This window comes from Wenzhouxiangella indolica, from assembly GCF_042310355.1.
GTDB lineage: Bacteria > Pseudomonadota > Gammaproteobacteria > Xanthomonadales > Wenzhouxiangellaceae > Wenzhouxiangella.
Genome location: NZ_JBHJMR010000012.1, coordinates 1 through 14325 on the forward strand (window position 1 = coordinate 1; position 14325 = coordinate 14325).

The following is a 14325-nucleotide window of genomic DNA, read 5'->3' on the forward strand; positions in this document are numbered from 1 at the left end:
ACTCAACGCCGCAGGCGGGCGCGTCCGAATCTCCCGAAGGGCTCGCTGTGAAGCGTCCGTGGACTGCGTTCTCGGCGCTTGATGTAGCACCACTACACCTGCGCGCCGACGCCTTGCCACGAACGCTTCACAGCGAGCTGAGCCTCGGTTCAACCCTGTTCTCGTGGGTCGGTCGCGAATGACAAAAGTGAGTCGCCGCAAGACCCCGCGAAGCGGGCCCGGGCGAAACAGATTTTGACTTGTCGAGGCCACCGCACCGCCCGGTGGCGCCAGCCCAGCCACCACCCAAAGGCGTCAAGAGCCAGGATTCAGAGCGACTCCGAGAAGCGCCCTGATCCCCGACCCCGCCTTCAGACCCGCACCTTCCCCTGCCGAACAAACGGCGGCTTGACCACGCGGGCGCTGAGCTTGCGTCCGCGCAGCTCGACTTCGACCTCGTCGAATTCACCGGCGGGAATGCGCGCCAGGGCGACCGGACACTGCGTGGTCGGTCCGAACACCCCGCTGGTCACCTGCCCTTCGCCGGCCGGCGTATGCACTACCGCGCCGGTTCGCGGGATGCCGCCGCGGCCGAGCACCAGCCCGACCATCTGACGGGAAACACCCGCTTCCTTCTGCCGCTCGAGCGCCGTGCGGCCGATGAAATCGCGATCTTCGGGCTCGAAGGCCACGGTCCAGCCCAGGTTGGACTCCAGCGGCGTGGTCGTGGTGTCCATGTCCTGGCCGTAAAGGTTGAGCCCGGCTTCCAGGCGCAGGCTGTCGCGCGCGCCCAGGCCGCAGGGCTGAACGCCGGCATCGAGCAGCGCATTCCAGAATCGTTCGGCCTCGCCGGCCGGCAGCAGCACCTCGAATCCGTCCTCGCCGGTATAGCCGGTGCGGGCGATGAAGTAATCGCCGTGGCTGGTGGCGCGGAAGGGCTTGAGCGACTCGGCCTCGCGCGCGCCCAGGATATCGATGACTTTCTCGCGCGCATCGGGTCCCTGGACGGCAATCATCGCCAGGTCGTCGCGCTCGACGATCTCGACGTCGAAAGCGCCGGCGACGCGGCGCATCCAGGCCAGGTCGTTTTCGCGCGTGGCCGCGTTGACCACCGTGCGATAGAACTGCTCGTCGAGCCAGTAGGTAATCAGGTCGTCGATCACCCCGCCGTTTTCATCCAGCATGCAGCCGTAGAGCGCCCGGCCCTTGTCAGCCAGCTTGGCGACATCGTTGGCCAGCAGGTGGCGCAGGAAATCGCGCGCGTCGCCGCCGTGAATGTCGACGACCGTCATGTGCGAGACATCGAACATACCGGCGGCCTCGCGCACGGCCTTGTGCTCTTCCATCTGCGAGCCGTAGTGGATGGGCAGTTCCCAGCCGGCGAAATCGACCATCTTGCCGCCGGCGGCAACGTGGGCGGCGTGAAGCGGGGTTTTCGAACTCATATCAAGCGGTGCCTGGTCTGAAACAGGCGGGCATTATATCGCCCGCACGCGCCCCGACCGGATCAGAACCGCGACCGGGATGGCGCCCAGCAGCACCAGCATCAGCGCCGGCACGGCGGCCATCTCCCACTGACCCTCGACGGTGAGTTCGTAAATTCTCACCGCCAGGGTCTCCCAGCCGAAGGGCCTGAGCATCAGGGTCGCCGGCATTTCCTTGGCGACCTCGACCAGGGCCAGGAGGAAAGCCGTGACGAGCCCCGGCCACAGCAGCGGCAGGTTGACGCGCCACAGGCGGTACCAGCGCGGCACCGCCAGGCTGCGGGCGACCTCCACGTACTGCGGCCGGATACGCCCCGCCACGCTGTCGAGCGGCCCCCAGGCCACCCGCAGGAAGCGGATCAGGTAGGCCATGACCAACGCCGCCATACCGCCGGCCAGGGTGGTGCCGGCAAGCCGGTCGAACTGCAGGAAGGCCAGCATGATCGCCACCGCCAGCACCGTGCCCGGAATGGCGTAGCCCAGGGCCGCCACCTCGCCCAGCAACTGCTGCTTGCGCGTGGTGCGGTAGGTCGCGGCCAGCAGCACGATGCCCCCGACGACAACCGCCAGGGCCCCGGACAGACCCAGCACCATGGTATTGACCACCACCCGGACCAGGCGCGCATCGAACAGATCCGACGCCTGGGGCCAGGCCCAGACCAGCAGCTGGATGAGCGGCAGCACGACGCCGACGAGCAGCACGGCCAACTGCAGCGCCGTTGCCAGCCAGCCGCGCGCGCCGGTCAGCCGGATCCGGTGGCCGGTGGGACGGCGCTCGGCCTGTCTGACCCGACTGCTGCGGCTGAAGCGCTCTACGCCGAGCAGCAGGAACACGAACAGCATCAGGATGGAGGCCAGCTGCACGGCGGCGGTGAGATTGAACATGCCCAGCCAGGTGCGGTAGATCGCGGTGGTAAAGGTGTTGAACCCGTAGATCGAAACCGCGCCGAAGTCGGCCAGCGCCTCCATCAGGGCCAGGGCCAGCCCGGCCACGACGGCCGGTCGCGCCATGGGCAGGCTGATACGAAAGAAGCTGCGGACCGGACCCTGTCCGAGACTGCGGGAAGCTTCAAAGGCAGCCAGGCCGCCGCCTACAAAGGCCGCCCTGGCCAGCAGGTATACATAGGGGTAGAAGGCCAGGACCAGGATGAAGAGCACGCCGGCCGGGCGACTCAGCGCCTCGAACAGGGCCGGTGAGTGGCCGAACCATTCACGCCATGCCGTCTGCACGGGTCCGGCGAAATCGAGCATCCCGAGGTAGATGAAGGCCAGCACGTAGGTCGGGAAGGCCAGCGGCAGGACCAGCAGCGGATCGAGGATGCGCCGCCACGGGTACTCGCAGCAGGCCGACAGCCAGGCCAGGCCGACGCCGAGTACCGCCACGCCGATGCCCACGACAACCATCATCAGCGCCGTGTGCCCGATCAGGCGGGGGAGCAGGTAATTCGACAGGTGCTGCCAGATGTCGGGCTGCGGCTGGGACCAGCTGGTCAACAACATCAGCAGCGGGATACCGACCAGCAACAGCAGCGGGCCGATCAGCCAGCGCCGATCGGCCCGCGGCCAGAGCCGTTGATGAATGGGCTCAGCGGTAGCCGGCACGATCCATCAGACGCACGGCCCAAGCCTGACGCTCGCCGGCGATCTGCAGCGGCGTGTCATCGGCACGAAAGTCACCCCATTCCTTGACGATGCCTCGAGGCTCGACGTCCGGATTGACCGGAAACTCCAGGTTGTTCTGCGCGAACTCGGCCTGGGCATCGTCCGATGCAAGCCACTCGAGCAGGGCCCGGGCCGCCTCCGGATGCGGCGCATGCCGCGTCACGCCGGCGCCGGAGATATTGACGTGTGTGCCGGTGCTGCCCTGGTTGGCCCAGAACAGCGAGACCGGATAATCGGCGTCCTCGGCGAGCTTGCGGCCCAGGTAGTAGGTGTTGACGATGCCCACATCGCACTGCCCGGCCTCGACCGCCTCGATCAGGCGCGTGTCGGAGGAAAACGGTTCCGTGGCCAGGTTGTCGACCCAGCCGCGCACGATCTCCTCGGTTCGCTCCTCGCCGTGATGCTCGATCAGCATGGCCACCAGGGACTGGTTGTAGACCTTCTGCGAGGTGCGCAGACAAAGCCGTCCCGCCCAATCCTCGTCCGCGAGAGCCTCGTAGCTGGATAGCTCGTCGGCCTCGACGCGCTCGGGGTGGTAGACGATGGTTCGGGCGCGCACCGACAGGCCGAACCAGCGACCCTGGTCATCGCGCAGGGCCTCGGGCACGGCCGCATCCAGGGCCGCCGAGTCGATCGATCGCAACAGTCCGCGCTCCGCGGCGTGCCACAGGTTGCCGGCATCGACGGTCATGAACACATCGGCCACGGTTTCGCCGCCTTCGGCGTCGAGGCGCTCGATCAGGGCCGCCTCGCTGTCGTTGATGTAGTCGACCTGGGTCCCGGTCTGTTCGGTGTAGCGGTCGAAAAGCGGCTCGATCAGGTGCGGCTGACGCGAGGTGTAGACGACCAGCCGGCCCGGTTCGCCGGCTGCGGCTTGCTCGGCCCCGGACGAGTCCATCGACGTCGTTTCTGACGGGCCCGACTCGGCGGCGCTGTCGGATTCGTCAGGACTGCAGGCAGCCAGCGAGGCCAGCAACAGGACGGAAAACAGGATACGCATGGGTCTGGTTTACTCGATTGCGAAACGGATAGTTAATTTTACTGATAACCATTTGCATTTACAAGCTGCATGCGCCAGTCACTCCAGAAGCTAGCGGAGAACTAGGAACCGACAAGATCGGCTCGAACAGCCGCGCCGCCGGCATAGCGCGCGGAATCGCCCAGTCGGTCGTGGATGCGCAGCAGCCGGTTGTACTTGGCCACCCGGTCGGAGCGGCACAGGGAGCCGGTCTTGATCTGGCCCGCATCGGTGGCCACCGCCAGGTCGGCGATAGTCACGTCCTCGGTCTCGCCGGAGCGATGCGAGATGATGGTGCCGAAACCGGCGTTGCGCGCCATGGCGATGGCGTCGAGGGTTTCCGACAGCGTCCCGATCTGGTTGGGCTTGATCAGGATGGCGTTGCCGATCTGCTCGTCGATGCCGCGCTGCAGGATGGCCGTGTTGGTCACGAACAGGTCGTCGCCGACGAGCTGGACCCGGCCGCCGATGCGCTGCGTGAGCTCGGCCCAGCCGTCCCAATCGTCCTCGCTCATGCCGTCCTCGATCGAAATGATCGGGTAGCGTTCCACCATGCCGTCCAGGTAGTCGACGAACGCCGTACTGTCGAAGGCCCGCCCCTCGGCATCCAGGACATACTGCCCGTCGCGATAGAATTCGCTCGAGGCCACGTCCAGCGCCAGGTAGATATCCTTGCCGGGCTCATAGCCGGCCTCGGCGATAGCCGTCATCAGCAACTCCAGTGCGGCCTCGTTCGAAGACAGGTCGGGCGCGAACCCGCCCTCGTCGCCGACCGCCGTATTGAGCCCGCGCTGGCGCAGGATGCGCTTGAGGGCGTGGAACACCTCGGTGCCGGCCTGCAGGGCGCTCGGAAAATCCGGCAGTCCGACGGGCATGATCATGAATTCCTGGATATCGACCCGGTTGTCGGCATGCGCCCCACCGTTGAGGATGTTCATCATCGGCACGGGCAGGCTCGCCTGCTGGCCGGAATTGGCCAGCAAGGATTCCCACAGCGCCTGGCCCTGGAACGCCGCCGCCGCGTGTGCGGCCGCCATGGAGGCCCCCAGCAGCGCGTTGGCCCCCAGGCGCGACTTGTTTTCGGTTCCATCGAGCTCGATCAGCTTCTTGTCGATGCCGGCCTGGTCGGTGACGTCCATGCCCCTGATCGCGTCGGCAATCTCGCCGTTGACGCTGGCCACGGCATTGCGCACACCCTTGCCGCCATAGCGCTTGTCACCGTCGCGCAGCTCCACCGCCTCGCGCGCGCCGGTCGATGCGCCCGAAGGCACCGCCGCCCGGCCGATATACCCCCCTTCAACCGTGACTTCGGCCTCCAGCGTGGGATTGCCGCGAGAATCGAGAATTTCGAGTGCTTGGATTTGGGTGATTTTCATTCAAAAACCTTTAATTCTTTTGTCCACAGATGAACACAGATAAACACAGATTTAAAAAAGCTTTCTAGAGCGACATGCAACACTTCACTGGCGCGAGCCTCAGTACGCCACAATCATCACCCGACAACCCAGTTTCTTGTTCTTTTATCTGTGTTTATCTGTGTTCATCTGTGGACAATTATTTTTCAAAGAGGAGACTGTTTCACGACTCGATCGATGGCGACGAGTTGTTCGAGCAGGGCTTCCATGTCGGACAGGTACATCGAGTTGGGACCGTCGCACAGGGCTTCATCGGGATTCGGGTGCGTTTCGCAGAAGATGCCGGCCACGCCGGCGCCGACGGCCGCCCGTGCCAGGGTCGGGATGTGCTCTCGCGCACCACCGGAGGACTCGCCCTGCCCGCCCGGCAGCTGCACCGAGTGGGTGGCGTCGAAAACGACCGGGCAGCCGGTCTCACGCATGATCGCCAGCGAGCGCATGTCGACCACCAGGTTGTTGTAGCCGAACATGTAGCCGCGCTCGCACACCATCAGCTGTTCGTTGCCGACCTCGCGCGCCTTCTCGACCACCTTGCTCATTTCCCAGGGCGAGAGGAACTGGCCCTTCTTGATGTTGACCGGCTTGCCGGCGCGTGCGACGCGCTGGATGAAATTGGTCTGGCGACACAGAAAAGCGGGTGTTTGCAGCACGTCGGCCACGGCGGCGACCTCGTCGATCGGCGTGTCCTCGTGCACGTCGGTCACCACCGGCACACCGATCTGCGACTGCACCGCCTGGAGAATCTTCAGGCCGGCCTCCATCCCCGGGCCGCGGTAGCTCTTGACCGAGGTGCGGTTGGCCTTGTCGAAAGAGCCCTTGAACACGTAGGGAACCCCCAGGCGATCGGTCACTTCCTTGAGGTGCCCGGCCACTTCCAAACACATCGCTTCCGACTCCAGGGTGTCGGGGCCGGCCAGCAGGAACAGCGGCTGATCGAGGCCGACTTCGGATCCGGCGAGCTTCATGCCTCCACCGCCCGCGGCGGCCTGCCGGCGGCCTTCTCGTGCTGCGCCAATGCCGCCCGGATGAAGCCGGCGAACAAGGGGTGTCCGTCGCGCGGCGTGGAGGTGAACTCGGGGTGGAACTGGCAGGCCACGAACCAGGGATGATCGGGCAATTCGACCATTTCGACCAGCATGTCGTCGACCGAAAAGCCGACCAGGCTCATCCCGCCCTCGCTGATGGCTTCGCGGTAGGCGTTGTTGAACTCGTAGCGGTGGCGGTGGCGCTCGACGATCTCGTCCTTGCCGTAGAGCTTGCGCGCCAGCGAGCCCGACACCAGCTTGCAGCGCTGCGCGCCCAGGCGCATGCTCCCGCCCAGGTCGACGTTCTCGTCGCGCAACTCGCGCCGACCCTTCTCGTCCAGCCACTCGGTGATCAGGCCGATGATCGGGTGCTTCGCGTCTTCCTGGAACTCGGTGGAGTTGGCCCCCTCGAGCCCGCAGACGTTGCGCGCGTATTCGACCACCGCCGCCTGCAGACCCAGGCAGATGCCGAGATACGGAATGCCGTTCTCCCGCGCGTAGCGGATGGCGGAAATCTTGCCCTCGAAGCCGCGCTGGCCGAAGCCGCCGGGCACCAGTATGGCGTCGGCGTCTTCGAGAATGCCGGTGCCGTTGGCCTCGATTTCCTCGGACTCGACCGGCTTGATCTTCACCTTCACCCACTCTTCGAAGCCGCCGGCGAGCAACGCTTCATTGAGCGACTTGTAAGCGTCGGCATGCTCGACGTACTTGCCGACCATCGCCACGGTCACCTCGTGCTGCGGGCGGCCCTGGCGCTCGACCACTTCTTCCCAGTCCGACAGGTCCGGCGGTGCGGCCTTGATGCCGAGCCGGTCGAGCACGATGCGATCGAGGCCCTGGCGGTGATAGAACAGCGGAATCTTGTAGATCGAATCGACGTCCACCGCAGAAATGACGGCCTCCTGCAGGACATTGGTGAACAGCGCGATCTTCTTGCGCTCCTCGTCGGAAATCATGCGCTCGCAGCGGCACAGCAGCACGTCGGGCTGGATGCCGATCGAGCGCAGCTCCTTGACCGAGTGCTGGGTCGGCTTGGTCTTGATCTCGTTGGCGGCCTTGAGATAGGGCACCAGTGTCAGATGCATGAACAGCGCCTGGCGGCCGTACTCGGTGCCGAGCTGGCGGATGGCCTCGAGGAAGGGCAGCGACTCGATGTCGCCGACCGTGCCGCCGATTTCGATCAGCGCCACGTCGTAGCCCTCGACGGCCTGGTTGACCGAGTCCTTGATCTCGTCGGTGATGTGCGGGATGACCTGCACGGTCTTGCCCAGGTAGTCGCCGCGGCGCTCCTTGGCGATCACGTTGGCGTAGATCCGCCCGGTCGTGAAATTGTTGCGCTGGGTCATGCGCGTGCGCACGAAGCGCTCGTAGTGACCCAGGTCCAAGTCGGTCTCGGCGCCGTCTTCGGTGACGAACACCTCGCCGTGCTGGAACGGGCTCATCGTGCCCGGATCGACGTTGATATAGGGATCGAGTTTCAGCAGCGTCACGCGCAAGCCCCGGGCTTCCAGGATGGAGCCCAGCGAGGCGGCTGAAATGCCTTTACCCAGCGATGAAACGACACCGCCGGTTACAAAAATAAGAGAGGTCATGCCCGGACATCCGTGCTGCAGTGAATCCGGGAGAGCATTGTAACCGATATCCGGGGAAAAGCCCCCTTTCGAGGGAGAATGACCAAGTTCCAAATTCCAATTTTCAAACAATGATCAAATTCCAATGATCGAATGACCCAAACCGCAGCCGGCTGCGAAGCCAGTCGGGGCAGTTTCGGTCATTAGATCATTCGGTCATTGGTCCATCCCGAACGACCACCGCAGCTACTCCTTCAGCCAAACCACCGACACCATCCGCCCGGTCTTCCCGTCGCGCCGGAAGGAATAGAAAGCGCCCGCCTCCTCGAAAGTACAGCGCCGACTGTCGAACACCGCCACGCCGGCCGCGCGCAGTTGATGGGCCGCGATCCACTTGAGGTCGGCGCGCCAGCGGCCGCCGTCGAACTGGAAGGCCGCGGCCAGCAGGGGATCGCGATCGACGAAGGCCGAACGCACATCGTCGCCCACCTGGTAACAGCGGCCGCAGATACCCGGCCCGATCCAGGCCAGCAACTCGCCGCCGTCGCCCGGCAGCGCCGAGAGCGTTCGGGGAATGATGCCGGCGGCAAGCGAGCGCCAGCCGCCGTGAACGCCGGCGACAATCGTCGCATCGCGATTGGCCAGCAGGATGGGCAGGCAATCGGCGGCCTGGATCGCGACCACCTCGCCGGGCCGGTCGGTCCAGGCCGCGTCGGCCTCGATTCCCGTTTTCCACTCGGCCAGGTGGATCACGCGGCGGCCGTGCACCTGCTTCAACCATCGGGGCTCGGCCGGCAACTCGGCGGTCAGCCGGGCGCGATTGCTCGCCACGGCACCGGCATCATCGCCGCTGTTGGCACCGATGTTCATCGACGCCCAGGCGCCTTCACTCACCCCGCCGCGGCGCGTGGTGCAAAAGGCGGCGACCCGATCATCGCCGGGCCAGTTCGGCTCAACGCGTTGCATCGTCCCTCAGCAGCTCGATCAGGCGCTGCATGTCATCGGGCACGGGGGCCGAAGCCGTGACCTGTCGTGATGTTTCGGGATGGGCAAAACTCAGCTCGCAGGCATGCAGCGCCTGGCGCGGAAAGCGCTGCCAGGCCGTACGCTGCGCCTCGCTCAGCCCTGCCGGCGCACCGCGCTTGCCGTAGACGGAATCCCCGATGATGGGCTGGCGGATATGCGCCATGTGGACGCGGATCTGGTGGGTGCGGCCGGTTTCGAGTTCGACGTCGAGCAGGGTGGCGCCCTTGAGCCGCTGCGCCACCCGGTAGTGGGTGACCGCGCGCCGGCCGTCGCGGCGCACGACCTGGCGCCGGCGATCGACGGGATGCCGGCCGAGCGGCTCGTCGACCGTGCCCCCGGCGATCATCTCGCCCCAGACCAGGGCGCGGTAGCGGCGCTTGATCTCGCGGCGCTTCAATGCCGCCACCAGGTACTTGTGGCTGGCGGTCGTACGCGCGATTAGCAGGCAACCGCTGGTGTCCTTGTCGAGCCGATGCACCAGTCCCGCACGCGGCAGCGGGGCCAGGTCGGGGTCGTAGTGCAGCAGGGCGTTGACCAGGGTGCCGTCAGGGTTGCCCGACCCCGGATGCACCACCAGGCCGGGCGGCTTGTTGATCACCAGGAAGGCCGGGTCGTCGACCAGCACATCGAGTTCGATCGCCTGGGGCTCGAGCTGGGCGTGCGGAGCCAGTTCAGCATCCAGGGCAACCCGCTCGCCGCCGGAAAGACGCAGCCTGGGCTTGACCGCCGTGCCGTCGACGCGCACCAGCCCGTCGCGGATCCAGTCGGCGATCCGGCTCCTGGAAAATTCCGGCCAGAGCTCGGCAAGCACCGCGTCGAGGCGCTTTCCGGCATGCGTCGGTTCGATTTGATCCTGTTTCTGTACTCGGGTCGTCATGATCGGGTGGCCGGCGGACACGATCCGCGCGAGAATGGCATAATGGCGCGCCGCAGCGTGCCCTGATTCAAACACGAGATCATTATGCAGAATCCCGCATCAGTCCGTCGCCCATTTCGCACGGCCGTGCTGCTCTTGCTTGCCGCAGCCTTGCTCGCCCTGGCCGGCTGCAGCCGCGAGAAGGTCGACGACAGCGTACCCGCCGAGGAGCTCTACGAGCGCGCCCACTCCGCCCTGCGCGCCAAGGCCTGGCCGCAGGCGATCGATCGCTACAAGCAGCTGACCACCCGCTACCCCTTCGGCCGCCACGCCGAACAGGCCCAGCTCGACATGGCCTACGCGCAGTACAAGGCGGGTTCGACGGAGGAAGCGGTCACCACCCTGGAGCGCTTCATCCGCACCTACCCCACGCACCCCAACGTGGACTACGCCTGGTACCTGAAGGGGCTGGTCAACTATGATCAGGCCATGGGCTTCCTGCGCCGGATCTTTCCGGGACAGGTGGTCGACCGGGACCAGACCAGCGCCCGCCAGGCCTTCATGGAGTTCCAGGAACTGATCCGGCGCTTCCCCGAGAGCCGCTACGTCGCCGACGCGCGCCAGCGCATGGTCTTCCTGCGCAACGTGATGGCCGAACAGGACGTCGTCATCGGCGAATACTACTTCCGCCGCGGGGCCTACATTGCCGCGATCAATCGCGCCCGGCACGTTATCGAAACCTATCCACAGGCACCGGCCAATATCGAGGCCCTCGATCTGATGGCGCGCGCCTACTCGCGGCTGGAACTGCCCGAGCTGGCCGCCGACACCCGCCGGGTCATCGAGCACAACTACGGCGATGTCGAGTTCGAAAGCGACGAACCCGGTTTCTGGCGCAGACTTTGGCCGTTTGACTGACGGCCCGGGCTGTACCGCCCGTCGATCGATGACTGCCGAGAGCCTCGCCGAGCGCGCCGACGCGCTTACCCACCGGGTCGAAAGCCGCCTGGCGGGACGGATCGAGGCATTCCCGGCCAGCGAATCGCGCCTGGCCGAAGCCATGCACTACGCGGCCATGGGCGGGGGAAAGCGCCTGCGTCCCTTGCTCGTCTACGCCAGCGGCATGACCCTGGGGCTCGACGATGATCAACTCGACGCGCCTGCCATGGCGGTCGAACTGATCCACTGCTACTCCCTGGTTCACGACGATCTGCCGGCGATGGACGACGACGACCTGCGCCGCGGTCGGCCCACCGTGCACCTGGCGTTCGACGAGGCCACGGCCATTCTCGCCGGTGACGCGCTGCAGGCGATGGCGTTCGAGGTGCTGGCCGAAGTGCCCGACGCCGAAGCCGCGCGGCGCATGAGCGGAGAACTGGCGCGCGCCTGCGGCGTGGTGGGAATGGCCGGCGGCCAGGCCCTGGACCTGCAATTCGAAGGCATGCGCCCCGAGCGCGAGGCGGTGGAAGACATGTTCCGCCGCAAGACCGGCGCACTGATTCACGCCGCGGTGATGATGCCGACCGCACTCCAGCCCGATCTCGGGCCGGCACAACACGAGGCCCTGTCGCGCTTCGCCGAGGCCATCGGCCTGGCCTTCCAGATCCGCGACGACCTGCTCGAGATCGAGTGCGACACCGCCGCCATCGGCAAGTCCAGCGACAGCGACGCCAGCCGGCAGAAAGCGAGCTGGCCGGCCCTGTTCGGCGTCGAAGCCGCCCGCCTGCGGATCGACGAGCTGGCTGCCGAATCCGCCGAGGCCCTCGCCCGCGTCGAAGGCGACACCGAGGGCCTGGCCTGGCTCGCCAGCCGCCTGGTCAACCGGCGTTCCTGAACTTGCCCCGCTACGGATGCTCTTGCTAGCCTGAAGGTGGGCTTGGCAAGGAACTCCATCGATGTTCACTTCAACGCCGCCGATTTCCGGAAAGACGAACGCGGGGCTGTGGCTTGTCGCGGTTGCGGTCAGTATCGCGGGGCTTGCGCTTGCGATTGCCGCACTGGGCCTTGCGGTGTGGGAGACGATCGGGCGATTCGGCGATATACCGACCTACTTCATCGTCCGCGAATGGGCCGCCTCTCCCACCATGCTGCTGCTGGTATTCACGATCTTGTGGGCCGAACGGCTGGTCAAGCTGCACCGCAGCGGACACTCGAGGCTGGCGCGAATGCGCTACTCGAGGCCGACCCTCCGGCTGATCGGACGGGCCTACCAGTGGCTCGGCATGGTGGCGGCGTGGATCGGTTCGTCGATCGCGCTGCAGCGCTTGGCCGATTTCGGCGTCAGCGCCGCCCTGATCATCGGGGTGCTGACCTTCGGGCTGAGCATGTGGCTGCTCGAAGGCCTGTCGCTCCGGCAGGCCCTGAAGCCGCCGGATGCCGGAAGCGACAGGAGCGCGGCCGGGCCGGTGGGCTGCTGATCCAGACTCAGGCCACGCGACAGAGAATATCGACGATCTCGTGGCCCTTCTTCTGGCCGCGCGTTTCGAAATGCGTCTTTGGACGCCAGGCCGGTCGCTCGACCCAGGGGTCGCCTTCGAGTTCCAGCGCCGGCACTTCGGCAATCGCCTCGAGCATCCACTCCGCGTAAGGCGCCCAGTCGGTGGCCAGGTGCAGCAAGCCGCCGGGTTTCATGCGCCCGACCAGGCGCTCCAGGAAGCGGGGCTGGATCAGGCGGCGCTTGTGATGGCGCTTCTTGGGCCATGGATCGGGAAAATAGATGCGCACTTCGTCGAGACTGTCCGGCGCCACCTGTTCGACCAGCACTTCCACGGCATCGCGCATGGCCACGCGCACGTTGCCCAGGCCCGCTTCCTCGACGCTTCTGAGCAGTCGCCCCACGCCCGGCTCATGGACCTCGATGCCGACAAAGTTCTTGTCCGGCTCGTTCGCCGCCATCCAGGCCAGGGCCTGGCCGTTGCCGAAACCGATCTCGACAACCAGCGGCGCATCCCGGTCGAAAGCATGCCGCAGATCGGCCGCGTCGGGGTCGATGCCATAACGGGGCAGGAGCTCGTCCAGGGCCCGCTGCTGGCCGGGCGTGAGACGACCGGGTCGGCGGACAAAGCTGCGGATGCGACGGAGGTGGGTTTGGTCGGTCATTCGTTCATTCGTTCGCAGGTTAGCTATGGCCGGTGGCCGGTGGTCCGTGGTCCCTGGTCCCTGGTCCCTGGTCCGGAAACCGGAAACCGGAAACCGGAAACCGGAAACCGGAAACCGGAAACCGCGCAAGATCGCACGGTTCGCTATTGTAATGTCCCCGCGCGCCTCGAAGAACCGCTGCAAACCCACACCGCCAACCCGATCACCAGCCCGCCGAGGAGCAGGCGCGGCCACTCCACGTCGCGGTTCCAGAAGGCGAAGTTGACCAGGATGCCGGCGGGGATCAGCATGTTGTTCATCGCCGCCAGCTGACCGGTATTGACGCGCTTGGCGCCCAGGTTCCAGCCCAGGTAGCCCAGGCCCGAGGCACCCAGGCCCAGCCACAGCAGCACGCCCCACTGCACCGCCGTCGCCGGCCAGCGCGCATGGTCGGCGAACAGTACAACGCCCAGCCCGGCCACCACGGCCGCGCCGGCAAAGAACAGCCCGAAAGCCTGAACCTGCGAGACCGTGCCGCCGAGATCGAGCCGCTTGTAAGCCACCTGGCCGGCGGCGAAGCACAGGTTGGCGGCCTGGACCAGGCAAAAGCCCACCAGGAAGTCGGGGCTGACGCCGCCGAATCGAATGATCGCCGCCCCGGCCACGGCCAGGGCCGCCCCCAGCCAGAACCGCCCGGGCACATGGCGCCGGCCGATCAGCACCTCGTCGATCAGCGTCACGTACAGCGGCGTGAAGATCGTGAACAACAGCAACTCGGGTACGTTCAGGTAGCCGTAGGCGTGGAAAAGAAACAGGTACATCAGGCCGATCTGGACCGCGCCGACCGCCATCAGCGCGCCGGCCGCCGGCCACCGCGGTCGCGACCGCAGCAGGAGCGGCGCGAACAGCGCCAGGGCCAGCACAACCCGCAGGAAGACGGACACGAAATCATCCACCTGGCCGGAAAGATAGACCCCGATCAGCGAGAAGCTGAAGGCCCAGAGCAACGTCACGGTCCACAGGAGCAGCATGCTTGTCGGATCCGGAATGAAGAAGTGCGGCCCGGCAGTGTAATTGCTTTCGACCCGGCTGAATATCGACAGGCCGCGCCACCACGGGCACGCGCCCTGCCGGGAAACGACCGCCTGTACAGGCCGGCGACCGCCCGGTACGATGAGCCCAGGCGTCCACGGGCGAATGCAATCGAGAGG

At 66.2% G+C, this 14325-nt stretch carries 14 protein-coding genes; 4 read left to right on the top strand and 10 right to left on the bottom strand.

What is annotated here, in order from left to right:
• A partial coding sequence (locus ACDC67_RS12295) for a hypothetical protein (protein ID WP_376693549.1) occupies positions 1-182 on the top strand: 182 nt, incomplete at its 5' end.
• A 168-nt stretch (positions 183-350) separates the two neighbouring features.
• Here ACDC67_RS12295 and gcvT read toward each other — a convergent pair.
• From gcvT to rluD, 8 genes are all read right to left on the bottom strand, one after another.
• Complete coding sequence (gcvT, locus tag ACDC67_RS12300) at positions 351-1424, bottom strand: glycine cleavage system aminomethyltransferase GcvT (protein ID WP_376693551.1); 1074 nt, start codon at positions 1422-1424, stop codon at positions 351-353.
• 33 nt (positions 1425-1457) lie between these two features.
• Positions 1458-3065, bottom strand: a complete 1608-nt coding sequence (locus ACDC67_RS12305; protein ID WP_376693553.1) for an ABC transporter permease — start codon at positions 3063-3065, stop codon at positions 1458-1460.
• Positions 3049-4125, bottom strand: a complete 1077-nt coding sequence (locus ACDC67_RS12310) for an extracellular solute-binding protein (RefSeq protein WP_376693555.1) — start codon at positions 4123-4125, stop codon at positions 3049-3051. Before ACDC67_RS12310 ends, ACDC67_RS12305 begins: the two co-directional genes overlap by 17 nt.
• 101 nt (positions 4126-4226) lie before the next feature.
• The gene (gene eno / locus ACDC67_RS12315; RefSeq protein WP_376693557.1) at positions 4227-5519 is read right to left on the bottom strand and encodes a phosphopyruvate hydratase; all 1293 of its coding nucleotides are present in this window, start codon (positions 5517-5519) and stop codon (positions 4227-4229) included.
• 185 nt (positions 5520-5704) lie between these two features.
• Positions 5705-6523, bottom strand: coding sequence for a 3-deoxy-8-phosphooctulonate synthase (gene kdsA / locus ACDC67_RS12320; RefSeq protein WP_376693559.1), 819 nt, complete (start codon positions 6521-6523; stop codon positions 5705-5707).
• Positions 6520-8175 carry a CTP synthase gene (locus ACDC67_RS12325; protein WP_376693561.1) on the bottom strand — a complete coding sequence of 552 codons (1656 nt, stop codon included), beginning with the start codon at positions 8173-8175 and terminating at the stop codon, positions 6520-6522. Before ACDC67_RS12325 ends, kdsA begins: the two co-directional genes overlap by 4 nt.
• 225 nt (positions 8176-8400) lie before the next feature.
• Positions 8401-9120, bottom strand: a complete 720-nt coding sequence (gene pgeF, locus ACDC67_RS12330) for a peptidoglycan editing factor PgeF (RefSeq protein WP_376693563.1) — start codon at positions 9118-9120, stop codon at positions 8401-8403.
• Entirely contained in the window at positions 9107-10057 is a 951-nt protein-coding gene (rluD, locus tag ACDC67_RS12335) for a 23S rRNA pseudouridine(1911/1915/1917) synthase RluD (protein WP_376693565.1), read from the bottom strand. The genes pgeF and rluD overlap by 14 nt, the downstream gene beginning before the upstream one ends.
• 84 nt (positions 10058-10141) lie before the next feature.
• Between rluD and ACDC67_RS12340 the strand changes: the two genes are divergently transcribed.
• The 3 genes from ACDC67_RS12340 to ACDC67_RS12350 all read left to right on the top strand — a co-directional run bounded on the left by ACDC67_RS12340 (position 10142) and on the right by ACDC67_RS12350 (position 12453).
• Positions 10142-10954 (top strand): outer membrane protein assembly factor BamD, encoded by an 813-nt coding sequence (locus ACDC67_RS12340; protein ID WP_376693567.1) that lies wholly within the window; start codon positions 10142-10144, stop codon positions 10952-10954.
• 28 nt (positions 10955-10982) lie between these two features.
• Complete coding sequence (locus tag ACDC67_RS12345) at positions 10983-11870, top strand: polyprenyl synthetase family protein (RefSeq protein ID WP_376693569.1); 888 nt, start codon at positions 10983-10985, stop codon at positions 11868-11870.
• A gap of 61 nt (positions 11871-11931) precedes the next feature.
• Positions 11932-12453: a hypothetical protein gene (locus ACDC67_RS12350; RefSeq protein ID WP_376693571.1), complete on the top strand. Its 522-nt coding sequence runs from the start codon at positions 11932-11934 to the stop codon at positions 12451-12453.
• Between the two features lie 7 nt (positions 12454-12460).
• Here ACDC67_RS12350 and trmB read toward each other — a convergent pair whose 3' ends face one another.
• The gene (gene trmB / locus ACDC67_RS12355) at positions 12461-13135 is read right to left on the bottom strand and encodes a tRNA (guanosine(46)-N7)-methyltransferase TrmB (protein WP_376693573.1); all 675 of its coding nucleotides are present in this window, start codon (positions 13133-13135) and stop codon (positions 12461-12463) included.
• 143 nt (positions 13136-13278) lie between these two features.
• The gene (locus ACDC67_RS12360) at positions 13279-14145 is read right to left on the bottom strand and encodes an EamA family transporter (RefSeq protein WP_376693575.1); all 867 of its coding nucleotides are present in this window, start codon (positions 14143-14145) and stop codon (positions 13279-13281) included.
• Positions 14146-14325: the final 180 nt, after the last annotated feature.

Coding starts and splice junctions, on each gene's coding strand:
- gcvT (WP_376693551.1), bottom strand. CDS start 1,424: ATGAGTTCGAAAACCCCGCTTCACGCCGCCCACGTTGCCGCCGGCGGC.
- ACDC67_RS12310 (WP_376693555.1), bottom strand. CDS start 4,125: ATGCGTATCCTGTTTTCCGTCCTGTTGCTGGCCTCGCTGGCTGCCTGC.
- eno (WP_376693557.1), bottom strand. CDS start 5,519: ATGAAAATCACCCAAATCCAAGCACTCGAAATTCTCGATTCTCGCGGC.
- kdsA (WP_376693559.1), bottom strand. CDS start 6,523: ATGAAGCTCGCCGGATCCGAAGTCGGCCTCGATCAGCCGCTGTTCCTG.
- ACDC67_RS12325 (WP_376693561.1), bottom strand. CDS start 8,175: ATGACCTCTCTTATTTTTGTAACCGGCGGTGTCGTTTCATCGCTGGGT.
- pgeF (WP_376693563.1), bottom strand. CDS start 9,120: ATGCAACGCGTTGAGCCGAACTGGCCCGGCGATGATCGGGTCGCCGCC.
- rluD (WP_376693565.1), bottom strand. CDS start 10,057: ATGACGACCCGAGTACAGAAACAGGATCAAATCGAACCGACGCATGCC.
- ACDC67_RS12340 (WP_376693567.1), top strand. CDS start 10,142: ATGCAGAATCCCGCATCAGTCCGTCGCCCATTTCGCACGGCCGTGCTG.
- ACDC67_RS12345 (WP_376693569.1), top strand. CDS start 10,983: ATGACTGCCGAGAGCCTCGCCGAGCGCGCCGACGCGCTTACCCACCGG.
- ACDC67_RS12350 (WP_376693571.1), top strand. CDS start 11,932: ATGTTCACTTCAACGCCGCCGATTTCCGGAAAGACGAACGCGGGGCTG.
- trmB (WP_376693573.1), bottom strand. CDS start 13,135: ATGACCGACCAAACCCACCTCCGTCGCATCCGCAGCTTTGTCCGCCGA.
- ACDC67_RS12360 (WP_376693575.1), bottom strand. CDS start 14,145: ATGCTGCTCCTGTGGACCGTGACGTTGCTCTGGGCCTTCAGCTTCTCG.